The 22,529-nt window shown below is 62.7% G+C and carries 20 protein-coding genes; 4 read left to right on the top strand and 16 right to left on the bottom strand.

Annotation, left to right across the window (positions count from 1 at the left end; all coding sequences use genetic code 11):
• Window positions 1-2: 2 nt before the first annotated feature.
• Entirely contained in the window at window positions 3-812 is an 810-nt protein-coding gene (locus ACWF6P_RS25070) for a LuxR C-terminal-related transcriptional regulator (RefSeq protein ID WP_317555159.1), read from the bottom strand.
• A 178-nt stretch (window positions 813-990) separates the two neighbouring features.
• Here ACWF6P_RS25070 and ACWF6P_RS25065 point away from each other — a divergent pair, with 178 nt between their 5' ends.
• Window positions 991-2,613, top strand: a complete 1,623-nt coding sequence (locus ACWF6P_RS25065; protein WP_452622908.1) for an AMP-binding protein — start codon at window positions 991-993, stop codon at window positions 2,611-2,613.
• 56 nt (window positions 2,614-2,669) lie between these two features.
• Here ACWF6P_RS25065 and ACWF6P_RS25060 read toward each other — a convergent pair whose 3' ends face one another.
• The 6 genes from ACWF6P_RS25060 to ACWF6P_RS25035 are packed head-to-tail and all read right to left on the bottom strand — an operon-like array spanning window position 2,670 to window position 8,412.
• The gene (locus tag ACWF6P_RS25060) at window positions 2,670-3,455 is read right to left on the bottom strand and encodes an ABC transporter permease (protein ID WP_452622907.1); all 786 of its coding nucleotides are present in this window, start codon (window positions 3,453-3,455) and stop codon (window positions 2,670-2,672) included.
• On the bottom strand, window positions 3,430-4,332 hold the full coding sequence (locus ACWF6P_RS25055) for a 2-aminoethylphosphonate ABC transporter permease subunit (protein WP_452622906.1): 903 nt from the start codon (window positions 4,330-4,332) through the stop codon (window positions 3,430-3,432). Before ACWF6P_RS25055 ends, ACWF6P_RS25060 begins: the two co-directional genes overlap by 26 nt.
• Window positions 4,329-5,504: an ABC transporter ATP-binding protein gene (locus ACWF6P_RS25050; protein ID WP_452622905.1), complete on the bottom strand. Its 1,176-nt coding sequence runs from the start codon at window positions 5,502-5,504 to the stop codon at window positions 4,329-4,331. The genes ACWF6P_RS25055 and ACWF6P_RS25050 overlap by 4 nt, the downstream gene beginning before the upstream one ends.
• A gap of 2 nt (window positions 5,505-5,506) precedes the next feature.
• A complete protein-coding gene (locus tag ACWF6P_RS25045; protein ID WP_452622904.1) occupies window positions 5,507-6,556 on the bottom strand; it encodes a 2-aminoethylphosphonate ABC transporter substrate-binding protein in 1,050 nt (349 codons plus the stop codon).
• 25 nt (window positions 6,557-6,581) lie between these two features.
• Window positions 6,582-7,259, bottom strand: a complete 678-nt coding sequence (locus ACWF6P_RS25040) for a phosphonatase-like hydrolase (protein WP_452622903.1) — start codon at window positions 7,257-7,259, stop codon at window positions 6,582-6,584.
• Between the two features lie 25 nt (window positions 7,260-7,284).
• Window positions 7,285-8,412, bottom strand: a complete 1,128-nt coding sequence (locus tag ACWF6P_RS25035; RefSeq protein ID WP_452622902.1) for a TIGR03364 family FAD-dependent oxidoreductase — start codon at window positions 8,410-8,412, stop codon at window positions 7,285-7,287.
• A 96-nt stretch (window positions 8,413-8,508) separates the two neighbouring features.
• On the opposite strand from ACWF6P_RS25035, the gene ACWF6P_RS25030 reads away from it, so the two are divergent.
• Both ACWF6P_RS25030 and ACWF6P_RS25025 read left to right on the top strand, forming a co-directional pair.
• On the top strand, window positions 8,509-9,252 hold the full coding sequence (locus ACWF6P_RS25030) for a GntR family transcriptional regulator (protein ID WP_452622901.1): 744 nt from the start codon (window positions 8,509-8,511) through the stop codon (window positions 9,250-9,252).
• Window positions 9,253-9,353: 101 nt separating this feature from the next.
• A complete protein-coding gene (locus ACWF6P_RS25025) occupies window positions 9,354-10,205 on the top strand; it encodes an SDR family oxidoreductase (protein ID WP_452622900.1) in 852 nt (283 codons plus the stop codon).
• A 15-nt stretch (window positions 10,206-10,220) separates the two neighbouring features.
• Here the strand turns inward: ACWF6P_RS25025 and ACWF6P_RS25020 are convergent, their stop codons facing one another.
• From ACWF6P_RS25020 to ACWF6P_RS24990, 7 genes are all read right to left on the bottom strand, one after another.
• Window positions 10,221-11,348 (bottom strand): FAD-dependent oxidoreductase, encoded by a 1,128-nt coding sequence (locus ACWF6P_RS25020; RefSeq protein WP_452622899.1) that lies wholly within the window; start codon window positions 11,346-11,348, stop codon window positions 10,221-10,223.
• A 9-nt stretch (window positions 11,349-11,357) separates the two neighbouring features.
• On the bottom strand, window positions 11,358-12,044 hold the full coding sequence (locus ACWF6P_RS25015) for a TetR/AcrR family transcriptional regulator C-terminal domain-containing protein (protein WP_452622898.1): 687 nt from the start codon (window positions 12,042-12,044) through the stop codon (window positions 11,358-11,360).
• A 264-nt stretch (window positions 12,045-12,308) separates the two neighbouring features.
• Window positions 12,309-13,469: a serine hydrolase domain-containing protein gene (locus ACWF6P_RS25010; protein WP_452622897.1), complete on the bottom strand. Its 1,161-nt coding sequence runs from the start codon at window positions 13,467-13,469 to the stop codon at window positions 12,309-12,311.
• A gap of 138 nt (window positions 13,470-13,607) precedes the next feature.
• On the bottom strand, window positions 13,608-14,513 hold the full coding sequence (locus ACWF6P_RS25005) for a hypothetical protein (RefSeq protein ID WP_452622896.1): 906 nt from the start codon (window positions 14,511-14,513) through the stop codon (window positions 13,608-13,610).
• Window positions 14,514-14,657: 144 nt separating this feature from the next.
• The gene (locus ACWF6P_RS25000; RefSeq protein WP_452622895.1) at window positions 14,658-16,016 is read right to left on the bottom strand and encodes an L-serine ammonia-lyase; all 1,359 of its coding nucleotides are present in this window, start codon (window positions 16,014-16,016) and stop codon (window positions 14,658-14,660) included.
• Window positions 16,013-17,227 carry an amidohydrolase gene (locus ACWF6P_RS24995; RefSeq protein ID WP_378533687.1) on the bottom strand — a complete coding sequence of 405 codons (1,215 nt, stop codon included), beginning with the start codon at window positions 17,225-17,227 and terminating at the stop codon, window positions 16,013-16,015. The genes ACWF6P_RS25000 and ACWF6P_RS24995 overlap by 4 nt, the downstream gene beginning before the upstream one ends.
• A gap of 68 nt (window positions 17,228-17,295) precedes the next feature.
• Window positions 17,296-18,639, bottom strand: a complete 1,344-nt coding sequence (locus ACWF6P_RS24990) for a DUF3100 domain-containing protein (protein ID WP_452622894.1) — start codon at window positions 18,637-18,639, stop codon at window positions 17,296-17,298.
• Between the two features lie 135 nt (window positions 18,640-18,774).
• Between ACWF6P_RS24990 and ACWF6P_RS24985 the strand changes: the two genes are divergently transcribed.
• Window positions 18,775-19,773, top strand: coding sequence for an Lrp/AsnC ligand binding domain-containing protein (locus ACWF6P_RS24985; RefSeq protein ID WP_378630984.1), 999 nt, complete (start codon window positions 18,775-18,777; stop codon window positions 19,771-19,773).
• Between the two features lie 37 nt (window positions 19,774-19,810).
• On the opposite strand, the gene ACWF6P_RS24980 is transcribed toward ACWF6P_RS24985, so the two are convergent.
• Window positions 19,811-20,776 (bottom strand): endonuclease/exonuclease/phosphatase family protein, encoded by a 966-nt coding sequence (locus ACWF6P_RS24980; protein ID WP_452622893.1) that lies wholly within the window; start codon window positions 20,774-20,776, stop codon window positions 19,811-19,813.
• A 47-nt stretch (window positions 20,777-20,823) separates the two neighbouring features.
• Window positions 20,824-22,518: a SulP family inorganic anion transporter gene (locus ACWF6P_RS24975; protein WP_452622892.1), complete on the bottom strand. Its 1,695-nt coding sequence runs from the start codon at window positions 22,516-22,518 to the stop codon at window positions 20,824-20,826.
• Window positions 22,519-22,529 lie beyond the last annotated feature (11 nt).

Here is a 22,529-nt window from a genome sequence, read left to right as displayed (position 1 = left end):
CGTCAGGGGAGCAGTCCCAACCTGCGGGCGGTGACCACAGCTTCGTGGCGTGAGCTTGCGTCGAGCTTTCCCATCGCGCTCCGCAAGTAGCTTTTCACCGTTTCCGGGCGAAGGGAAAGTCGTTGGCCGGCTTCGATGTTGGTGCAGCCGAGTGCGACTTGAGAGAGGACGTCCACTTCGCGTGGGGTGAGCATGACGTCGGTTTCGGTGTCTGCAGTGGGCCGCAGCAGGTTGGCCAGACGCTGGGAGAGCCCGCGGAGTTTCGTCTGTAAGTCGGTATCGGTGACAGTCTGGGCGACACTGCGTAGTTCGGCGTGAACTCCGCGGATTTCTTCCGAAGACATACCGTCGGCGGTGGTTGCTGCGGCGGCCTGAAGTAGTTGCAGGCGACGGTCGACCTCGTCGCGGATGGCGAACTCCATGCCGAGGCGCCGGGATGCGCTGACCATGACGTCTGCCGTGCGGTCACCCAACGGAGCCGAATCACGGATAGCGGCGTACAGAACGGCGCGCGATTTGCCGGAAACCATGACGGGAACGGCGATGATCGAATGCAGGCCCTCGCTGAGAACAGGTCGGTCGAAGTGATGAGTGATGGACTGCGAATTTCCGTAATCGTTGACGGTGATCGGTGAACCCTGCGCAACGACGCGCCCGCCCATGCCGGATCGTGGAGGGATTGCCAGGCCCTTGAGGTTGTTGGTGCGGGTGCCGACGAATTCGCTCAGGTGCAGGGTTCCGTCCTGGACCTCGCCTCCGAACAGCACAGGAACAACACCCTGAGCTGCAATGGTTCGGAGTTCACCTCGCATTGCGTCCCCGTCGCGGGGACGCAGAAGTGACGAAGCATGTCGATTCACGCAGGTACCCCTTTCTGGGGGTAGTGAAGTTCTCTTGTGAGCTAGATCATAGGGGGTGAACAGTACGTATGACGAGCCGCCAACGTAACCGGTCGGGCCAACCATACGACGATCGATAAGGAGCAAGTTGATGAGCACCGATCCCACCGCACGGGTGCGCGAGCTGCTGGACCAGTACGACACCCCGCATGCCAGCGCCGCAGAATTGCTCTGCGATCGGCATCCCGCGGATGGCGTTGCATTCACCGTCGTCGAGGCAGACCTTAGCTCGGTGGACCTCACTTACGGTCATCTACGTGAGCAGTCGGCGCGTTTCGCAGCAGCTCTGGCGGACCTCGGAGTCGAGCCGGGAGACAACGTAGCGACCCTCATGGGCAAGTCTGCAGATCTCGTGGTCGCGCTCCTCGGAATCTGGCGCCGCGGCGCGGTCCACGTGCCGTTGTTCACGGCGTTCGCTTCGCCCGCCATCGCTTTCCGCTTGACTGCCAGCGGTGCGAAGGTCGTCATTTCCGACGCCAATCAGCTCGACAAGCTTGCGCCCGGTGAGGACATCCCCGCCGACGCGGCGTGGCAGGTCATCGTCGCCGGCGGCGCGGCCGGTGACGAATTGGACTTCGACGCCCTCCTCGCAGCTCAGGATGCAGAAGACCCGAAGGGCGCTGCTCAGGCCGTCGGCGGAAATGCACCGATGGTGCAGTTGTTCACCAGCGGCACCACGGGAACACCCAAGGGCGTGCCGGTTCCGGTGCGCGCGCTCGCTTCGTTCCACGCCTACCAGGAGTTCGGCCTCGACGTCCGTGAGGACGACGTGTTCTGGAACGCCGCGGACCCGGGCTGGGCATACGGGTTGTACTACGCGTTACTCGGTCCGCTTGCCGCCGGCACGCGAAGCCTTCTGCTGCACGCCGGATTCTCTGCGCCCCTGACGTGGCAGATCATCGAGAAGTTCGGTGTCACCAATTTTGCGGCCGCTCCGACCGTGTACCGCAGTCTGCGTGCCGACAAAGCGCCTGTTCCGGAAGGCATTTCGCTGCGCCGCGCGTCGTCGGCCGGTGAGCCTTTGACCCCGGATGTGGTTGCGTGGTCGAAGAACTCGTTGGGTGTCGAGGTCCGTGATCACTACGGCCAGACCGAGCACGGCATGTTCATCGTCAATGCGTGGGCCGACGGGCTGCGTGAGGACGTGCGCCCCGGATCCATGGGCCGTCCGTTGCCGGGTTGGTCTGCCGCTGTGCTGGAAGACAATTCGGATGACATCGCACCCGCCCGCTCTCAGGGCCGCGTCGCGATCGATACCCACAACAGCCCGTTGATGTGGTTCACCGGATACGTCGATGCTCCGGAGAAGACGAAGCAGCGATTCAGCGAAGACGGCCGCTGGTACATCACCGGTGATGCAGGAATGACGGACGAGGACGGATTCTTCTTCTTCTCCTCGCGAGACGACGACGTCATCATCATGGCCGGCTACCGCATCGGACCCTTCGACGTCGAGAGCGTGCTGGTCATGCACGAGCACGTCATCGAGGCCGCCGTCGTAGGCATGCCCGATGAGTTGCGCGGTGAGGTTCTCGAAGCGTTTGTCGTTCTTCGCGAAGGTGTCGACGGCGACGACGAACTCGAGAAGGAACTGCAAACACTGGTGAAGAAGAAGTTTGCAGCGCACGCGTACCCGCGCACGGTGCACTTTGTTCCGAACCTGCCGAAGACCCCGAGCGGCAAGGTTCAGCGGTACATCTTGCGTAAGGGCTAACCCCCTGCTGTGCGCCTTTATTAACCGCGGGCGGTTAACAAAGGCGCACAGCAAGGTCAGCGCCGACGGATTCTGCCGACCACCATGAGGGCGACCAGGGTGACTGCAAGCAGCAGTGTCGTATTTGCTGCGGCAAGAAATACCTGGCCGCGGTCGGTGAGTCCGAAGATGCTGACCGGCAGGGTCTTCCATGTCGCCGGATAGACCATGACGGTCGCGCCCAGTTCACCCATCGAGAGCGCGATGGAAAGTCCCGCGGCCGTGCCCAGAGCTGGGAGTAGCAGCGGAAGTGTCACTCGCGTCAGTACCCGTACGGGGCCTGCCCCGAGCGATTCCGCAGCCTGGCGGTACGCGGGATCAAGTCGTTCCAGTGCCGCAGAAACCGCGCTGAATGCAAAGGCGAGCACCAGAACGGTGTGAGCGAGAATCACGATCCACTTGGTACCGCCGAGCAGCACTGGGCGCTCGTTGAAAGTGATCAGCAGACCCAAGCCGATGGCAACTGATGGAACTGCAATCGGCAGGTGAAACACGGCGTCGGTGACGCGGCGCAGCCACATCGGTGCCTCACGAGATGCCAAGGCGGCCCACGTTCCGACGATCAGTGCCAATACTCCCGAGATGAACGCAGTCTGCAAGCTGACGGTCAGGCTGGCGAAGTTCTCGTCGGACAGCGCCGTGGAGAAGTTCTTGCCGCCGAGATTCGACGGAAGTGGCCCCGTCCACGATCCGGCCAGCGCAGCCGCGACGACGGTGGCGATGGGTGCGACAAAAACGACCGCGACGACGAGGGCGAAGAGTCCGAGAACGAGTGCCCTAGAGCTTCGTGTCCACAGCAGCACGGCTGCCTCCCGTCAATCTGTTGAAGGTGAATCGGTAGAGGCAGTACAAGCCGAGTGAGAGTGCGACTTGGACGGTCGCGATCACTGCCGCGCCTGGCAAGTCGAAGGTGACGATGCCACGGGTGTAGATGAGGACCGGCAGAGTTACGACGTCTTTGGCTCCGGTGAAGAGCACGATGCCGAATTCGTTGAGTGTCAACAGAAGTACGAGCGATCCACCGGCCAGGAGGGCTGGCCACGCTTCCGGCATCACCACCTGTCGCAGAACGCGGACGGGTGACGCTCCGAGGCTGGCTGCGACGTCGAGTTGTTCACGCGGAATCTGGGTGAATGCCGCAAGAAGTGGACGCACGACAAAGGGCGTGAAGAAGGTGATTTCGGCCGCGATCACACCGAAGGGAGTGTTGAGGAAATTCAGGGGCCCATTCGCGTCGCCGGTGATGCTGACGATCAAGGCGTTGACGGCGCCGGCCGTGCCGTACAGGAATGTGAACGCCAACGTGATCAGGAAAGACGGCAGCGCGAGCACCGTGTCGATCAATCGCCCCACCACCTTGGATCCGGCGAATGGAACGAAGGCAAGCACCAAGGCGAGGAAAGTGCCGAGGACCAGGCAACCCAGGGTCGACGCCACGGCGATGTGGATGGTCCGCCAGAACGCGGTTCGGAACAGTTCCGATCCGAGCACCGAAGACCACGTGGACAGACCGGTGCCGTCTGCGGTGCTCAGCGATTCCGTGAGGACCCGCGCGGTGGGATACACCGCGAACACGAGCACCAGAAGCAGTGGCGGTAGCGCCCACCCGATCCGGCGCCACGGAATCGGGTCTTTGTGTTGGGGCACAGCGGTTTCGGGGCGTTCCAAGGTTGTGGTCATGGCCGGCGATCCGCCGGAACCAGAACGCTGCCGTCCGTGGGCAAGACGACGCCGACCTCGGTGTCGACCGGTCGTTCGTCGTGGCCTGCAACATCCGCGTCGACGCGGACGTCGTCGAGGCCACGGACAGCCAGTGTCAGACGCGTCGTCGAACCACGCCAGACGCTCGAGACGATGCGTGCCGGGAACGATCCTCGCGCGCCGACGCCGGTCACCACTACCGCGTGCGGACGAACACACAGGTAGGCATCCATGTCGGACTCCCACTCGATGCGCCCGATCTCGGGTTGAGGGGCGTGAGCAGTGAACGGAGCGCCACCGATCGAGACCAACGCGGAGGTACCGATGACGCGAGTGACCGTGCAGGGCAACAGGTTGGCGCCGCCGAGAAAGGCCGCGGTGAAGCTGGACGGCGGCCGCTTCCACAAGGCCTCCGCGGTGTCGATGTCCGCGAGTCTGGCATTGCGCATCACTGCGATTCGGTCCGCGAGCGCCAGGGCTTCACTCTGATCGTGCGTCACGTAGAGCATGGCTGTGTCAGGTAGTGCGGCGCGCAGTCTCGCCAGTTCGCCGAGCATGCTCTCGCGAAGTTGAGCATCCAGGGCGGCCAGCGGTTCGTCGAGGAGGAGTACTCCGGGACGAATCGCCAACGCACGAGCGATGGCGATCCGCTGCTGTTGACCGCCGGAAAGCTCACGCGGCAGGCGCTTTCCGTACGCCGACATCCCGACCATGTCGAGGGCTTCGGCCACGCGTGGGCCGATCTCCGACCGCGGCACACGGTGGGCTCGGAGTCCGAAGGCCACGTTCTCGGAGACCCTCATGTGTGGGAAGAGCGCGTACGACTGAACGACGACGCCGATTCCTCGTTGTGAGGGAGGGAGATTGGTGATGTCTCGGGTGCCGAGCTTGACCGAACCGGACGTGGGGCGGACAAATCCCGCGAGGGCCTTCAGAGCGGTCGACTTGCCGGATCCACTGGGCCCCAGCAGTGCCACAGTTTCACCCGGCGCGACTCGTAGATTGAAATCGACGAGGGCGTGGGTTGCGGTCTTTCCGCGGCCGTAGGCGACGTTGACGCGATCGAAGGTGATGGCCGGAGCCGAATGTTCGATCGCTCCGTGGACACCGACGGTCTCGGGGAGCGTCCGCCCCAGTCTGGTTCTTGCCATGATCAGCTCCCGGTGGCTTTCTGGTAGGCGGCGATGTCGGCGTCGAGCGAGCTGAGGACGTCGTTCCAGTTCGGGGTCCACACGTTGACGCCCTGCAGAACTCCGGAAGGCGTGTTCTTGTCGGTGGATTCACCGGTAGCGCTTCGGACGTCCTCACGGACCGATACGCCGAGTGCGTCGGTGGCGACGGTCTTCTGGGATTCTTCGGAGAGCAGGAATTCCATGAGCTTCTTCGCTTGTTCGCTGCTCGGTGCGCTCTTGGCGAGCCCCATCACGTAGGGCAGTGCAATGGTGGTGCGAGTGCCGTCGGCTCCGGCGGGGAAGAAGATGTCGAACTTCGATCCGTCGTCCGCGATCGAAGCGAGGTTCATCTGGACGTCACCGTTGGCGACCAGCAGCTCTCCGTTGCTGACCTTGGGCTGGAGCTTTCCGGTCGAGGACGAGGGTCCGACGTTGTTTGCCTGGAGCTTGCCGAGGTAGTCGAGTGCTCCTTCCTTGCCCATCAGGTGCTGGAGCAGCAAGAGCACCGCGGTGCCGTCGCCGGCCTGGCCGGGCGTGGAGTACTGCAACTTGCCCTTGAACTGATCTGTGAGTAGGTCGTCCCAAGATTGTGGGGCGGGTGATGCAGTCGGATTGGCAATGAACGAGAGGTAGTTCTCGACGACGGGTACGTACTTGCCGGCTTCGTCCTTCTCGTCGGCCGGAACGGCGGAGGTGTCGATTCCGCTGGGCTCGAGCAGACCTTGCGCGTCGGCCTTCTGAATGAACGGCGGCAGGGTGATGATGACGTCGGCCTGTGGGTTGGACTGCTCCTTGTCGACGCGGGAGACGACCTCGCCGGAACCGGCTTCCACCAGGTTGACAGCGATGCCGGTCTGCGCGGTGAAGGCGTCGAATCTGCCCTTGTACCAACCGGACAGGCCGTCGGCGCTGTAAACGGTGACGGTTTCGGTATCTGATCCGGCGGCAGTGCCGGTTCCACCGCAGGCTGTGGTGAACGAAAGGACGGACACGGCGAGAGCGGCCGCAGCGATGCTCGGGCGTAGACGCATGACGATTCCTTCTTCGGAGGTGAGATCAGGGGTGGGTGAGGAGTTCGGCGAACTCCGTCACGGACGGGACGATGTGGGTGGCACCGGCGTCGCGCAGTTGTTGCTCGTCGTGAGCGCCGGTCAGAGTTCCGGCAACGATCGATGCGCCGGAGCGAATGCCGCTGAGCACGTCGTTGGACGTGTCGCCGAGTACGGCGATCTGGTGGACGTCGTCGATCGAGAGTTGGAGCAGCGCAGTCAGAATCAAGTCAGGGAACGGGCGACCGCGACCGGCTTCGGCGGGGGAGAGGGTGAGATCGGCGAGGGTTTCCCAGCCGAGCGCGACGAGGAGTTTATCCTGCGTCGATCGACTGAACCCGGTGGTCAAGGCAACTTTGATGCCGGCCTCGCGGAGTGTGGTTATCGCCTTCTCCGCGCCGGGGATCGGCTCGGCGAGCCCCTGGTCGATGAGGGAGTCGTACGTGGTTTCGAAGGCGGCGTTCGCGGCCTGGGCGCGGTCTTCGTCACCGAAGATCGCGCGGAACACGACGATCTTCGACTGGCCCATCGTGTCGAGGACGTACTGGCGAGCGGCATCGGCTTCCGGGCCTTCGTCGGGCAGTCCGCCGGCTTCAGCGGCGGCAGCGAAGGCGCGAAGAACCAGTCCGTCGTCGGCGACGGTGGTGCCGGCCATGTCGAGAACGGCAAGGGTGATGGGAGACATGAGAAGTCTTTCTTGTCAGAAGGATTCAGAGACCGAGCTGGTCGGCGGTTTGTTCTGCCAGTGCCGGGCCGAGCGTCATACCGCGGCCACCGGGGCCGGCAACCACCCAGACGTTGTCGGCGGCCTGTGCGCGGTGAACCAGTTGTGAGGGGTCGAGGCACTGGCTGTAGACGCCCGCCCATCGCTTGACGATGGGCGGAAGATCGCGTCCCAGAAGGGTTTCCACCACTGTGGACAGATGGCGATAGGGCGCCTCGTCGACGTCGAAGTCGAACGGCTCCTCGTACTCGTGGGTGTCGCCGATGGTCAGCCCGCCGTGCAAGCGCTGCACGCACAGGAGCTGCATGCGGTGCGCATCGGCAGTCGGTTCCTGCGGCTGCACGGTGCGAAGGTGATCGAGGGCAGATCCAGCGAAACCGGGGTAGTAGCGGAAGCTGTCGCCGTCTGCGATTGCGGTGGTGAGCTTTTCGCCGAGTGGGGCCGTCTGCATCATCTGTAGGCGCACACGGCGCAGGGGGAGATCTCCGGCGAGATCGCGAGCCAATCCGCCGAGTGTTGCTCCGGGGCAGACGATCACGAGATCGGCGTCGAAGTTGCGGCCGTGGTCGTCGCGGATGTGTACGCCGGTGCTGTTCGTCGTGATCTCACGAGCTTCTGTTCCGGCGTGGAAGGTGTAACGGCCGGTGGATTCGAGGTAAGAACGGATGGCGGGGAGCGCTTGCCGTGATTCGACTGCGGCGTCGAGGGTGCAGTGCAGTCCGCCGAGAAACTTGCCCCGGAGCGCGGGGTTGACGGCACGAACGGCGTCGGGATCCAAGAGTGCGAACCCTCTGTTGTCAGCGTCCGGCCGAGAGAACGCTTCCTGCGCGACCGCAACCTCCTCCTCGGTGCGCATGAGGGTGATCGAACCCGCCGGTCGGTATCCGACGCCGGGAACACGGGCGGCAAGGTCTGCCCACAACTCGCGCGAGCGCAGCGCGGCTTCGAGTTCGTTGGGAGCTCGCCCGGATACCCAGACGAGCCCGAAGTTCCGTACCGTGGCACCGCGGGCTTCCGGCTCGCGTTCGAGATGAACAACCTCATGTCCCCGGCGGATTGCCTCGTCGGCGTGCGCCGTTCCGAGGATTCCTCCGCCCACAATCAAAATTCGCATGTAGAGACAGTGACGTTTGGTCTAGACCAATAGGGGGAATCGAGACGAACTCCAGGTTAACAATTGGTATAGACCGAATTCTTGTACGCTTGCGCCATGAATCAGCAGACGTCCACCGGGCCGGGGACCTCGAGCGTCGTGATCGAGCCGGAGCTGAAGTACTACCGCGTCCGCACCGAGATCGAGACCATTCTCAGTGCGCTCGCGGAAGGTGACGCCGTCCCGTCGGAGCGGGAACTGGCATCGCGGTTCACGGTCGCTCGTGAGACGGTCCGTCAAGCGCTTCGCGATCTGCTCGTCGAAGGACGGATCGAGCGGCGTGGGCGGGGCACCGTCGTTGCGAGTCCGAAATTGGTGCAGCCCCTCTCGCTTCGTTCCTACACCGAGGGCGCGCTGAGCGCTGGGCGAGTGCCCAGTCGTGAAGTCGTGACCTTCGAACGAATGTCGGCCGACGACGGTCTCGCCACTGAGTTGGGTATCGAGGTGGGCGACACCGTCGTTCATCTCGAGCGTGTCCTCTTCGCCGACGGCGAGAAGATCGGACTCGAATCAACGTTCTTGCCGGACAGCAGGTTCGGTGAGATGATCGACGCCTTCGATGCGACGACATCGCTGTACGCTGCCATCCGCTCCGTCGGCGTGGTCTTCGCCTCCGCTACCGAACGAATCGAGACGGTGCTCGCTTCACCGCGGGAGGCAACCCTCGTCGAGTCCACCACCTCGATGCCGATGCTTCTGCTGCACCGGACGTCCGTCGACCCGGAGGGCGTGCCGATCGAGCGGGTGCGCTCGCTCTACCGCGGCGACCGTATTGCCTTCCTGACGACTCTGCGCGAGTAGTCGGGGCGTTGAGGGGTTCTGCTGGTACCCGGAACGGCAGGCACTCCCGCCCTCGTGAAACCTGGTCTGTACTGGACTCGTCAAACGAGAGGACAGTACGCATGAGTGACAAGAAGATCTGGTTTGTTACCGGCGCAGGCCGGGGCATGGGAATCGACATTGCGCAGGCGGCCCTTGCCGCCGGGCACGCGGTGGTGGCAACGGGGCGTGATGCGGACCGCGTTGCTGCAGCGATCGGTGAGCATGACGACCTGTTGGTGATTGCCTTGGACATCACCGACGAACATGCCGCATATGCTGCGGTGGACACGGCAGTTGCACGATTCGGTGGAATCGACGTGCTGGTGAATAACGCCGGAAACTTCTACGCCGGGTTCTTCGAAGTTGTCAGCCCGGCGCAACTTCGTGCTCAGATGGAGACCAACTTCTTCGGGCCGACAAATGTGACACGGGCGGTGTTGCCGGTGATGCGTCGGCAACGGAGTGGACACGTCGTGACCGTCAGTTCTATTGCGGGCCTGCGCGGTCAGGAATTTTGCGGAGCCTATGCTGCGTCGAAATTTGCGTTGGAAGGCTGGATGGAGTCCTTGCGATTCGACGTCGAACCGTACGGTATCGGCACGACCGTCGTGGAGCCGGGATTCTTTCGCACTGAACTGCTCGTCGAAGGTGCGTCGTCGATCTGGCCGGAGCTGTCGATCGCCGACTACGACGCTCGGACCGGCGAGACCGTGGAAGCGTGGAAGAGTATGAACGGCTTCCAGGGCGGGGATCCGGTAAGACTTGCGTCGGCGCTTGTGACGCTTGTCGATTCGCCGTTACCTCCACGTCGTTGGGTTGCCGGAGCCGACGCGGTATCCGCGGCTGAGCAGAAGGCCAACGAATTGCTTGATCAGGTCGAAGCCCACCGTGCGCTGTCGTCGTCGCTTGCTCATGACGATGTGACGATCTAGCCGGAAGCGGTCAGGTCACCCATGTGCGCTGAACATGTCCAAGAGCCCTTGGGGTGCGTTCTCGCCGAAGCACATGTCCAGGCCATCAGCCGACTGTTGTGCCGATGCGGCGCTGCGCGGGAAGAGTCGCTCTTCGTAGGCGGCGAGTCCTTCCTCCGTGCCGCTGTGCGACGCGATCGCTCGACCGAGTTCGGCGCCGTCGAGCATTGCCAGGTTCGCGCCCTCCCCGGCGAACGGCGACATGACGTGGGCCGCGTCCCCGAGCAGTGTGACGCCGGGAGTGCGACCCCAGCTGTGTCCGATGGGAAGGGCATGGATGGGACGAGGGGTCAACGAGCTGTCCGCTTCGACGATCATCGACCGGAATGACTCGTCCCAGTCCGGGAAGTGTTCCAGCAGAATCTTCTTCGCAATGTGGTCGTCGGAGAAATCGACGCTCGAAGCCCAACCCTCGGGAACTCGGAGGGCAGCGTAGATGTGCAGACTGTTGTCCGTCTCACGGTGGGCAAGGAAGCCCTTGTCGGCACTGAGCGCGAACATCATTCCGCCGCCGACTGTTTCGGCGGATTCCGCGTGCTGGTTGTCGGCGTCGTGAAGGTCGAACTCCACGAAGGATATTCCGGTGTAAACCGGAGTGGCGTGTGAAACCAGTGGACGGATTTTCGACCACGCGCCGTCGGCGCCGACCAGGAGATCGGTGGTGAAGTGGGAGCCGTCCGCGAGATGAACTTCGTGTCGACCGTCCGGCAGTGCATGGGCGCCGCGCACCTTGGCACCCCAATGGACGGTGTCTTTCGGCAGCGATCCGATTAGTAGGTCGCGCAGTTGCCCGCGGTCGACTTCGGGGCGGTCGCCGTCTCCCTTGTCCTCCTCGCTCAGGTGCACGACGGCATTTCGATCGAGAACGCGCATCTGTTCACCGCCTTGATGAACGAGTGCGCGGAACTCGTCGTACAGACCGGCGGCACGAAGTGCGATCTGGCCTGAGTCCTCGTGGATGTCGAGCATCCCGCCTTGAGTTCTGGCTGTCGGTCCGGATTCGAGATCGAATACCGCCGAATTGATTCCGTGGTGATGGAGGACTCGGGCGAGCGTGAGGCCACCGAGGCCGGCGCCGATGATTGCGATGGGGTAGTGGTTCATGGTGGGTTCCTAAGTAGTGAGTGGGGTGTTCTCGATGCCCGTGATGAGCGTTCGGAATCCCCAGGAGAGGCGTGTGGTGGGTTCACCGGCAAGTAGGGCTGTGGAATGGCTTGCGACGAGGGGGTGCGTCTGCGGGTCTGCGTGCTCGATTGCGTCGGTCAAGGCGTTCCACCGGGCGTCCCTGTCCGAGAGGTTGTTCGGCGCCGAGTGCTCGGCAGCGGTGGACGTCGCGTACTGAAGTAGGAGGTCCACGCCCCAGGCGGCTTGAGCCGAGGGAACCGTGCCCTCGTGGAGCAATGCCAACAGGCGTTCGAGTAGGCGTACGTAGTGAACTCCGCTTGGTCGCGAAACAAGAGCCGACTGGGCAAGGCCGGGATGATCGAACAATACGGCCGTGTAGGACGTCAACACCCGTTCGAGGCGCGCTTGCCAAGTGCCGGAATTATTTTCGGCGAGGTCGACGACTCCGAGCAGCTCATCCAGAACCGCGGCGTGCAATTCGGCTGTGTTTCGCACGTACACGTACAGCGACGCGGGTCCGGTGTCGAGTTCCAGGGCGAGTCGACGCATTGTCAACTTCTGCAGCCCCTCCGAGCGCAAGATATCCACCGCCGCACTGACGATGCCCTCACGTGTCAGTGCGGGTTTGGCCGGGCGATTGCGTCGGCTCGACGGACTTGCTGGGTGAGTGGGCATGGCTCCAGCGTACACGAACATGTTCGTAACGAACATGTTCGTCGGATCACGCGATGGGCTACATACCCGTTCCACCGGAAAGCATCGCGATCGTCAGCAGGATGCCGCCGACAATCCCCACAAGCGGGCTGTCACTGTTGAGTAGCCAGTCGTTCAACGATCCCATGAGCGCCTCTTTCGGGTTCGATCTGTCGATGATCGAGCCTATCGACAGATCGAACCCGATATGTCACTTTTATTCGATTGTCGGTTGGATCGGAGTGATCAGCCGTAAACGTGGTCCGGGCTGATCAGCTTGGTGATGGGCACCATCAGAGCGCTGGTCAGGTCAGTCTCGCCGTCGATGTCGGTGTTGATGAAGACGACCAGGGTGGTGTCCTTCTCGGGCAAGTAGACCGAGACTGTCTTGTAGCCGGGCAGGCTTCCGTTGTGACCGATCCAGCCGCCGCTGTTGAACAAGCCGAGTCCGTACCCGGAACTGTCGTCCCCTTCGCTCAGGTTCACGGTTTGCAGGCGCTGTTTCTGAGTGTCGTCGGTGAGGAGATCGCCCTTGGCCAAGGCCGGAACCCAGATGCGCATGTCGTCCAACGACGAGATCATTGCACCCGCGGCGCCGCCCCACGACGGATTCCAATCCGTTGCCGCGGTCACGGATTCGTCGAGCGTTTGGTTGGTGTACCCCTGTGCGTGGGGGGTCGGGAACGCGTTGGTGGTGGGAAAGCTGGTGTGTTCCATCCCGAGTGGTGTCGAGATCTTGGTGTCGATGACTTCCGACAGTCTTGAGCCGGAGACCTTTTCGATCACCATTCCCAGCAGAACAGTGTTGGTGTTCGAGTAGTCGACGGTGGTCCCTGGTCGAAGTTGGAGTGGGAGATCTTTGATGTACCCCACGAGCTCTTCAGGTGTGAAAGCTCGGCGAGGATCCGACAGGTATTCCATGACAAACTGTTCGGACGTCGTGTAGTCCACGAGGCCGCTGCGCATCCCCGCCAGCTGTCGCAAGCTGATCGCATCACCTTCCGTGACGCCATCGACGTACTCGGAGATCGGATCATCGAGACCGATCTTGCCCTCGTCGACCAACTGCAGCAGGGCAGTCACAGTAAATGTCTTGGTGACGCTGCCGATCCGGTGGTAGAAGTCGGTTTCCATTGGTGCTTTGGTTGCCGTGTCCGAGACTCCTGCAACCTTGACATAGTTGCCGTCGGGCCCCCAAATGCCCACCATCGCACCGGGAATCCCGGTCGAATTCACCGCTGCGTCGATGATCGCATCGAGCTGGTCGGTGACGGCAGAGTCCATGACCTTCTCGGATGTGGCTGTCGGATTGTCTGTGGATTTGTCAGTGCTGCAGCTGATTACAGCGGCGGCAACCATGGCGCTGCACAGGCCGACAAGCATGATGCGTCTTGCTCCGATTTTCATGAGTCGAACTCTGCCTGCCCGACGAGGCGTGCACATCGACCCCCGGTACGGCTGCCGCAGTCCCCAGGTACCTCCTCAACCGGTACCGGGGGACTACGGAACCCCTGCCTGAACCCCTCCCTGAACCCTTGACTTGGGTCAGAGTCCGCCGTCGAAGAACGCCGCCAGCGCGGGTGCCGGGTCTGCCGCGGTGCCCGTATTTGCTACGCCGACAACGATCAATCCCAGCGTGAGCAGTGCAATGAGAAGACCTACCGACCCCAACCCGAGCCTCGCTCGTCTGTCGGATCGCGCCGTTCTGGCGAAGCGCACCCACACGACCACAGCCAGGGTCAGTGAAAGTACTGCCGCGATCAGTGCGATCACCGCCATGGCCAAGTGATACTGCGCGAAGTCGTTGATCATCACGTCGAGGGCAGGGCTTTGCTGGTTGCCGGTGCCCGTCGTCTGAGCGAGCTGTTGGCGGACCTGCCCGAGAGTTTCGGCGAGTTCCCCGTCCGCCTCGCCCACGGGCAGCATCGAGATCAGCGACGAGAAGGGTGCGACGGCACCTTGGACATTTGCCATCACGAGCACCGAGGAGAACAGTGCGAGGATCGTGACCAGGCCCCCGGCCGAAACGTATGCAAGTTTCTTTCCCAGAGCCAGCGGGCCGGCGTTCGCGAACGACGCCTTGAGCATGCGGCCGAGTGCGAGCAGAACCGTCAGCAGGATTACCGCGATCACTGCCTTGGCCACGTGGTACCGCATCCAGTAATCGACAGCGGACTCCAAGCTGGGAGAGAAGGCTTGGACACCGGAACTCCAGTACTCGACGAACGCGGCACGGACCGTCTCGACGAGTTCCCCCTGGTTTGCATACCCATCGCCCGGCCTACTGGTCAGCATGCCCGGGCCGAAAACGAAGGCAGCGGAGACAACGGCGACCAACGCGATCAGCGCGGCGATCTTGCGACCGGAGGACTGCGCTGAGCGCGACGGCCCCGCAGTGTTGTGCAGTGGAGAATTGTGCAGGGGGGTTCCTCCAGCGTGATGAGCGATCATCCGGTCACCGTCCACAAAGTCATGTCCTCGAGTGTAGGAATCGGTGCACCGGAGTTCATCGGACGTGGGGATGATGTTTTTCGCGATGGCCTCCGCCCTCGGTCGGATGCAGCGAAGGGAAGTCTTCGATCACGCGTGACTCTGCTAGCACTCGACCACGTTGACGGCGAGGCCGCCCTCGCTGGTTTCCTTGTAGCGCACGGACATGTCGTTTCCGGTTTGTCGCATGGTTTCGATGACGGTATCGAGGCTCACCACATGCGTTCCGTCGCCCAGGTACGCGAGTTGAGCCGCGGTGACCGCAGTCGAGGCAGCGACGGCATTTCGTTCGATGCACGGGATCTGGACCAGACCACCGACCGGATCGCAGGTCAGGCCCAGATGGTGTTCCATGGCAATCTCAGCGGCATTCTCGATTTGTCGTGGCGATCCGCCCATGACGGCGCACAGACCGGCCGCCGCCATCGCACAGGCGGCTCCGACCTCACCCTGACACCCGGCCTCCGCCCCGGAGATCGAGGCATTCGCCTTGATAATCGATCCGATTGCGGCCGCAGTGAGGAGAAATGTCCGAACGTCGTGAACGCCGGCGCCGGTCGCGCGTATGTGGTGGTAGAGCACCGCAGGCACGATGCCTGCCGCACCGTTGGTCGGGGCCGTGACAACGCGGCCACCTGCTGCATTTTCTTCGTTGACCGCCATGGCGTAGACGGTCAGCCACTCGCGTGAGGAGGGTGCGCAGTTGCGTTGTTCCAGTTGGCTCTTCGCTGATTGTGCTCGTCGGCGAACCCCGAGTTTTCCGGGCAGCACACCGACGGTATGCATGCCGCGCTCGATGCAGGCGCGCATCGCGGACCAGATTGCGTCGATCCCGGCGAGCGCTCGGTTCTGGCCGTGCATCGCGATTTCGTCTGCCAACGCCAGGTCGGCGATAGTTCCGGAGCCACATTCCGCCAGTAGCTCTTTCGCGGTGCGGTAGTGGGAGTCGATCGGGTGCGTGGGTTCTGGTGTCTGCGCTCCCGTGCGCACTACGAACCCGCCACCGATCGACAGATATGTACTCGTGTAGACGATTTCGTGACCTTCGAACGCCGTCAGGGTCATCGAGTTCGGGTGCCCGTGCCGGCGAACGAGCGGTTCGAACACCATGTCGTCACGAGTGAAAACGACGTGTCCGAGTGAGCCACCGGCGAGCATCACCGATCCACCGTCCGACAGTTCGTCAAATGGGCCGTGCACGTCGGCGGGCTCGCACGTTTCAGGATCCAACCCACGAAGTCCCGCGATCACGGCGTCGGGAGTGCAGTGGCCAATACCCGTGGCCGCGAGAGAGCCGTGCAGATTGCAGCGAATTCGGTCGACAGGATCGGTCAATCGGGCAGATTCGAGTTCGCCGACAAAAGCGTGGGCGGCTCGCATCGGACCGACTGTGTGTGAACTGGACGGTCCGATGCCGATGGAGAAGAATTCGAGAGCGGAAACGTAGACGCCATTGGTGCTCATTCGGCACTCGTGACGGTGGTCGCTCCTGACTCGCGCTGGGCCGCAATCGTCAGTAGATCGGAGCGAGAGTCTCCGGTAGCGGCTCGGATCACCGTGCGCGCCATTGCAATTGCTCCGTGTAGAACAGCTTCGTCACCCGCTGAGGAGCGGGCATCAGCGGCAAATTCGATCGTGTGAGGAACTCCGGTGACACCGCGCAACGCGATCATCGGGTGGATCGAGGGAACCGCCTTCGAAACGTTGCCCATGTCGGTCGAACCACCGGTCAGGGGAGTTCGGGCGGCCGCGATGCGGCCCAGGTTCGCGATCTCCTCGTCCCAGATAGTTGCCAACACCGGATGTTGAACCAGTTCCTCGTAGCGAGGTTCGGCGCGTTCGGTTGACCAGGCGCAGTCGCTGGCCACCGCGCCGCCCTCGAAGCAGGCGAGCATTCGACGTTTGGCGTCCAACAGCACCTCGAGATCTGCGGCCCGAACTTCCGCTCGGACCAGAGTCGAGGCCGGGATGATGTTGGTAGCTTCTCCGCCGTGTTCGACGTAGGCGTTGAGTCTGACGTCGGAAGGGAGCTGTTGACGGAGGAGTCCGATGGCAACCAGTGCGATCGTGGCGGCGTCACCTGCGTTGATGCCCTTGTGTGGTGCGGCGGCCGCGTGTGCGGCCCGTCCGGAGTAGGTCACGTCGAAACGATCAACTGCTTGCGTTCCGGTGACAGTGCAACTGACGTCCTCACCTGCAGCGCCGTGGACCATGATCGACATTGCCGCGCCCTCCCACGCGCCGCGTTCGAGGAGCAAGACTTTCCCACCGCCGTGTTCTTCGGCCGGCGTACCGAGGAGGACAACAGTCAGCCCGTAGTCCTCCGCGACCTCACCGAGCGCGATGGCTGCGCCCAGTCCGGCGGCGGCGATGACATTGTGTCCACATGCATGACCGATGTCAGGGAGGGCGTCGTACTCGGCGCAGACGACGACGCGGAAAGGGCCGGAGCCCCGAACCGCTTCGAATGCCGTCTCGAGGCCGTAGGCTGCGCGAGTAACCGTGAAGCCGGCTTCCTGCGCGGCGTCGGCCAAGAGGGCCGATGCACGATGCTCTTCGAATGCCAACTCCGGGTGAGCATGGATGGTGTGGCTGACGTCGATGAGGCGTGATGCCCACTTCTCGATCGTGCTCGAAACCGAGTCTGTGGGGGTGAGGGTGTCAGCGATGGACATGGATATTGCTTCCTTTCAACGTCTTTGGTTCCCAGTATCTTTGGATCGCGGTGTCTGTGGTTGCAGTTCTAGTGCCAGAGGCCGAGCGCGAACTCCGCGACGACCACAGAAAGTAGGTACGAGGCGAGGATCGCGACGATTCCGACGGGGACGATCTTCCAGCCGATCGTCTTGAGCAAAGGGAGGTCCTTGCCGAGGCTGAGACCTGCGACAGTCAAGGTGAGGGTGCAGATCGAGAGAAAGTCGACAGTACCGACGGTGCCCGAGACGAAATCACCGATGGGGGACCATGGCGTGGTCGCCAACGCGCCGATGGTGATGATTGCGATCATCGCCGCGATCTTTCCGCGTGTCAGGCGGGCGACGCTAACGCCCAGGAGCAACAAGCCGGTGAGGATCAGGTATCCGACGATGATCGAGCGAGACATCCCACCCGCCGCGATCGAGGAGACGATGACTCCTCCGACGAACAGAATCGGAATGACAGTTGCCAACGGCACGGTGACGCTCGGCGCAACTGCTCGGGGAGCAGTCCGGGCTTTCTGTTCGGTGGTCACCTTCGAGCGCTTGGTGAGTGCGCCGTAGATTCGATCAGCAAGGGGGAGTGCGACATACATGCCGACATACACGCCCAGGAGACCGGTGATGATGTTGGATGTGGCCGCCACGGCGAGTACCTGATCGGCCATCTCGGGGTGCGCCGAGACGACGCTCGCGGCAGCGGCGGCCATCATCGAGCCGGATCCGACTCCAGCGCCCATCGCCAACGCGAGGGGGTCGAAGATGTTGAAAGAGGTAGCCAGCGATGCAATCAGGCTGATCAGCACGGCACCGAAGAGCGTGCCGAAAACGTACATCGACAGGACGCCACGGTACTGGTCGGAATCGGGGCCGTATCGTTCGCTGACCATCGCGAAGGAGCCCTCACGGTCGATGGAGAACGTTGCTCCGACGGTGGCCGGTCCCATCCGAAGGAGTACCGCCAGTGGGAGTGCGAGCGCGATCGTGCCGAACAAGTGCCCCAATTCCTGTAGCAGGAGTGCGGGGCCGGCATCGAACAACAGTTGGATGTTCGGGCCGATGGTGAAGGACAGTCTTGCGCAAAGCAGGAGAACCGCAAGACCCATGATTGCCGACGCTGCGGCCTGAAGGTCGAGGCCGAGGGGTTTCCACTTCTGGCTCGAGACGACCCCGCCGGCGATCAGTCCCCACACCATGGGCAAGATGGTGATAGCGGCAGCGCCGACGGGAATCACTGCGGGGCCGATCAGTTGGGCGCCTGCCGCAAGAGCGAGGAGCAGAATCACCACGATCCACAGCCGTGGCGATCTCATGCCGAAAATGACCTTCTGCGTCGTGGCTGGGGCGCGAACCGGAGAATCGTCATGCGAGACGGGAAATGCTTCGGTCATGTCGGTGTCTTTCTCGAGGGGCGAACGAACGCAAGACGTGAGCGTTCTCGAGGTTCAGGATTTGGTGGAATATTGATGTCATGAAGTTAGGATCAACGCGTTTCGATCCTGTTTCGGTGCAGGATTTTTCTGAAAGTGAGGTCCCCGGTGCAGGATCAGATGCTCAAGGACGAAGATCTTCGACTGTTGAACGCATTGCAGATCCGGCCGCGAGCGTCGTGGTCCGAGCTTTCGCGCGCCATTGGTTCCGATCCGGTCACGCTGACCAGGCGTTGGGAGCGCCTTCACTCGCAAGGGATTGCCTGGATCGCTGCCTACCGTGGGGCCTCCATCGTGTCGGCGACCGCACTTCTCGAGATCGAATGCGCACCGGCGCAGACCCTGCGCGTTGCCGAACAGATCGCACACGATCCCGAAGTGCTCACAGTCGATCTCACAACCGGCAATCGGGATCTGTTCGTCACCCTCACGTGTACTGACCTCGACCAATTATCCAGGTACGTCTTGGAACGAACACAATCGCTGCCGATGATCACCGCGATGCGAACACAGATCGTGTCCTCGGCGAACTCCGACGCCCGAAACTGGCGTTTACGTGCTCTCGACGCGGACGAAGTTGCCGCGCTCGAGTCGACCCCGCCGTCGAAGATTCGCGGTGTTCGTGCCAGCGAAGAAGAACAGTCGCAGCTGTTCGAGATCCTTTCTCGTGAACCACGAATTACTATCTCTGCCCTCGCCGCAGTGCTCGGAGTGACAGCGGCCCGCGCCGGGGCGCTCTTGTCGCATGAGCTGTCGACTGGGCGACTGGTCGTCCGCACGGAGATTGCGCGGCCATACTCCGGCTGGCCGGTCTATGCCTGGTACTTCTTACGTCTCGACGCGCGAAAGGAGGCAATTGCCCAGCGCCTTGCGCACCTGCGAGAAGCGAGGCTTGTTGCTTCGACTATCGGCAGCTACGACATCGCACTGGCAGTGTGGCTTCGCTCGATCGACGACGTGCAGCGGTTGGAAGGTTATCTCGCCGAACAGTTCCCGGGCGTATCCGTGGTAGATCGATCGATAGTCCTGCGCACGCCGCATCACCTCCATCGGACGATAGATGTGTCGGGTCGGAGCATGCCCAGGCACGGGTGAGTTGCACCGTGTTCGTGCGTGGCGGGATGCTCCCTGCCTACTCGGGGATGGTCACGTCGACGATCAAGCCGTGGTGATCGGAACCTTCGATCTGGATTCGCTCGAGCGACTTCGCCTGTGCGCCGCGCAGAACTACGTGGTCGATGCCGACTATCGCAGGGAACCGCTTGTCAGCGGGATAGGTGGGAACGATGCCGACGCCCAATTGGTCTGCGGCGTCGGAGTAGCCGACGTCGAGGAGGTCTCGGAATTGTTTGTGCATGAAGGTCGTATTGAAGTCACCGCTGACGATGACGGTGTCCTCGGCGGCAGCGGCGTCGAGCGCGTTCCGGAGAGTGCTCAGCTCGGCAGTCCACACGTCGGGCGGGGTCACGTACGCCGGTCCGGGGTGCACCGCCAAAAGCGTGAACGGGGTAGAGAAACCTACTGTTGCAACCAGATTCGTGGGTCCGAAGCCGTTCAGCTCTCGCGTATCCGTCAGCGGGAAGCGGCTGTAAATCCCTGCTCCACCGCCGCCGGCGTTGTCCGGCATCAAGAAGCGGTACGGCAATAGTTGTTCGAGGCCCTGATCTCGCAGGGATCCTTCGAGTGATTCGGTCAGTTCCTGAACTGTCAGGACGTCGACTGCCTTCTCGCGCACCGTCGCGGTCAAACTGGCAGGGTCTGCTTGTCCGAACAGGAGATTCGCCTGCATCACCCGCAGGGACGGCCCGTCGATTTCGGAACCGTTCGCGACGTACAACGGGCTGATCACCGAAGCGCCGATCGCTATGAGCGCAACCGAGATCGCCAGGAGGATCCAGCGCCGAAAGGCCAGGCAGATCAGAGATGCGACGAGCGTGACTGCAAGCAGAATCGGGACGAAAGAGGCCACGGCGATCAACGGGTTGATCGGTTTGGAGGAGTACAACGCGATCAGCGCGACAACGCCGACGGCAATGCCGCCCACACCGGCGACCTGAGCGATACGGCGTGCCGGAACATTGTCCGTCGTGAATCCCATACCGAACGGTACCCAAAACGACCGATGCTCCCAACTTCGTCGTGCAGTCAGTCGCTGTTCCTGGCGCGGAATGCGCTCACCGCAGCCTCGAGTGTCGGGAAGAAATGCGTCGAATCGAACCGATCCCCGACGCCGAATCGGATGAGTCGATCCTTGATCGGACCTTTCATCTCCGCGAACGCCAATCGAATTCCTTTGCCTTCGAGGAATGTATCCAGATCGACGAGTTCGTCGACAGCCGTGGTATCGAGTCCGGTGATCGGTTCGGCGGCAATCACCACCCACTCGACCGGGTCCGGCGCCTTGGCGACGACGGAGCGAACGTACTCGTCGAAGATCTCGCCGTTCGCGAAGAAGAGTGGAGCGTCGAACCTCACCAACACCAACCCGGGGATGCGATGCCCATCTGGATGGCGTTCGACGTCGTGGAAGCCGGCCAGGTCACCGGTTTCGACGAGTTCGGTTCTGTGCGGTTGCCACACCTGCGCGATGACTGCCGCGAAGGACAGTCCGATCGCAACCAGGATGCCTTGAAGCACGCCGACCAGCGCGACCCCCAGGAATGCCGCGACAGCGAGGCCGAATTCGACAGTGCTCATCCGCCACATTCGAACCATGCCGCGCACGTCGATCAGCGCACACGCGGCGACGATGACGACGGCGGCCAGTGTCGCATCGGGCAGATAGGCCGTGAGTCCGGGAGCAACGAGCACAAAAACCAGTACGGCGAGCGCCCCGACGACGCCGGCCAATTGCGTATGCGCCCCGCTCTGTTCGGCTACCGGAGTTCGTGACCCGCTCGCCGAGATAGGGAATCCGCCGAAGAGACCGCCGGCCACGTTCGCGACACCGATTGCCTTCATCTCGGTACTGCCGTTCACGTCCTCGCCGTGTCGTGCGGCGAAGGTGCGCGAGAGAACGCCGGTGTCGGCAAAGGCAATCAATGCGATACCGGCCGCCGGCCCGATCAGATGGCCGACGTCCTGCCAGGTGACTCCGCCGACAGAGGGGAGGGGAAGTCCTTCCGGCAGTGCTCCCACCATGCCGATGTCATCGGTGAGACCGGCGACGGCGGACAAGACTATTGCCGCGACAACGGCCACCAGCACGCCGGGCACAACAGGTACCCAGAGTCGGAAGGCGACTATGACAACGAGTGAGCCGACACCGATGGCCGCAGCGAGTGGGTCGACATCGCCACCGATCAGGGCCTTCCCGATTTCACCGATTTCACCGAGGAGGCCCGATGCGTCGACCGAGAATCCGAGCAGCTTGGGAATCTGACCTACCACGACAACGACTGCAATGGCGTTGAGGTAACCGAGGCGGATCGGTTTCGAGAGGAGCTCGGTCACGAAGCCCAGACGAAGGAATCCGCCGATCACGAGGATGAGTCCGACAAGAATGGCGAGAACCCCGGCGAGTGCAAGCGCGTTCTCCGAATCCCCGACCACAGCCAGCGGTATGACCGCGGCGGCGATCAGCGGTGCCAGCGACGAATCAGGTCCGAGTACAAGAATTTTCGACGGTCCGACCAGCGCGTACGCCAGCAGCGGCACAATGGTGGCGTACAGCCCGGCGTACGCGGGCAGTCCGGCGGCTTCGGCGTAGCCCATACCTGCCGGGATCAGCAATGCCGTCAAGACAAGTCCGGCAGTGATGTCTGTTCGCAGCCATTCGCGGCGATACCCGCGGGCAGTCGCGATGCCCGGTAGCCGACCTAGACTCTCCGCCCACATCATCGTGTGATTGT

This window comes from Rhodococcus sp. NPDC055024 (assembly GCF_053608585.1).
The sequence above is the reverse complement of the archived record's forward strand: the minus strand, read 5'-3'. Positions and strand labels throughout refer to the sequence as shown.

Coding starts and splice junctions, on each gene's coding strand:
- ACWF6P_RS25070 (WP_317555159.1), bottom strand. CDS start 812: ATGCGAGGTGAACTCCGAACCATTGCAGCTCAGGGTGTTGTTCCTGTG.
- ACWF6P_RS25065 (WP_452622908.1), top strand. CDS start 991: ATGAGCACCGATCCCACCGCACGGGTGCGCGAGCTGCTGGACCAGTAC.
- ACWF6P_RS25055 (WP_452622906.1), bottom strand. CDS start 4,332: ATGACCACAACCTTGGAACGCCCCGAAACCGCTGTGCCCCAACACAAA.
- ACWF6P_RS25050 (WP_452622905.1), bottom strand. CDS start 5,504: ATGGCAAGAACCAGACTGGGGCGGACGCTCCCCGAGACCGTCGGTGTC.
- ACWF6P_RS25045 (WP_452622904.1), bottom strand. CDS start 6,556: ATGCGTCTACGCCCGAGCATCGCTGCGGCCGCTCTCGCCGTGTCCGTC.
- ACWF6P_RS25040 (WP_452622903.1), bottom strand. CDS start 7,259: ATGTCTCCCATCACCCTTGCCGTTCTCGACATGGCCGGCACCACCGTC.
- ACWF6P_RS25035 (WP_452622902.1), bottom strand. CDS start 8,412: ATGCGAATTTTGATTGTGGGCGGAGGAATCCTCGGAACGGCGCACGCC.
- ACWF6P_RS25030 (WP_452622901.1), top strand. CDS start 8,509: ATGAATCAGCAGACGTCCACCGGGCCGGGGACCTCGAGCGTCGTGATC.
- ACWF6P_RS25025 (WP_452622900.1), top strand. CDS start 9,354: ATGAGTGACAAGAAGATCTGGTTTGTTACCGGCGCAGGCCGGGGCATG.
- ACWF6P_RS25020 (WP_452622899.1), bottom strand. CDS start 11,348: ATGAACCACTACCCCATCGCAATCATCGGCGCCGGCCTCGGTGGCCTC.
- ACWF6P_RS25015 (WP_452622898.1), bottom strand. CDS start 12,044: ATGCCCACTCACCCAGCAAGTCCGTCGAGCCGACGCAATCGCCCGGCC.
- ACWF6P_RS25010 (WP_452622897.1), bottom strand. CDS start 13,469: ATGAAAATCGGAGCAAGACGCATCATGCTTGTCGGCCTGTGCAGCGCC.
- ACWF6P_RS25005 (WP_452622896.1), bottom strand. CDS start 14,513: ATGATCGCTCATCACGCTGGAGGAACCCCCCTGCACAATTCTCCACTG.
- ACWF6P_RS25000 (WP_452622895.1), bottom strand. CDS start 16,016: ATGAGCACCAATGGCGTCTACGTTTCCGCTCTCGAATTCTTCTCCATC.
- ACWF6P_RS24995 (WP_378533687.1), bottom strand. CDS start 17,227: ATGTCCATCGCTGACACCCTCACCCCCACAGACTCGGTTTCGAGCACG.
- ACWF6P_RS24990 (WP_452622894.1), bottom strand. CDS start 18,639: ATGACCGAAGCATTTCCCGTCTCGCATGACGATTCTCCGGTTCGCGCC.
- ACWF6P_RS24980 (WP_452622893.1), bottom strand. CDS start 20,776: ATGGGATTCACGACGGACAATGTTCCGGCACGCCGTATCGCTCAGGTC.
- ACWF6P_RS24975 (WP_452622892.1), bottom strand. CDS start 22,518: ATGATGTGGGCGGAGAGTCTAGGTCGGCTACCGGGCATCGCGACTGCC.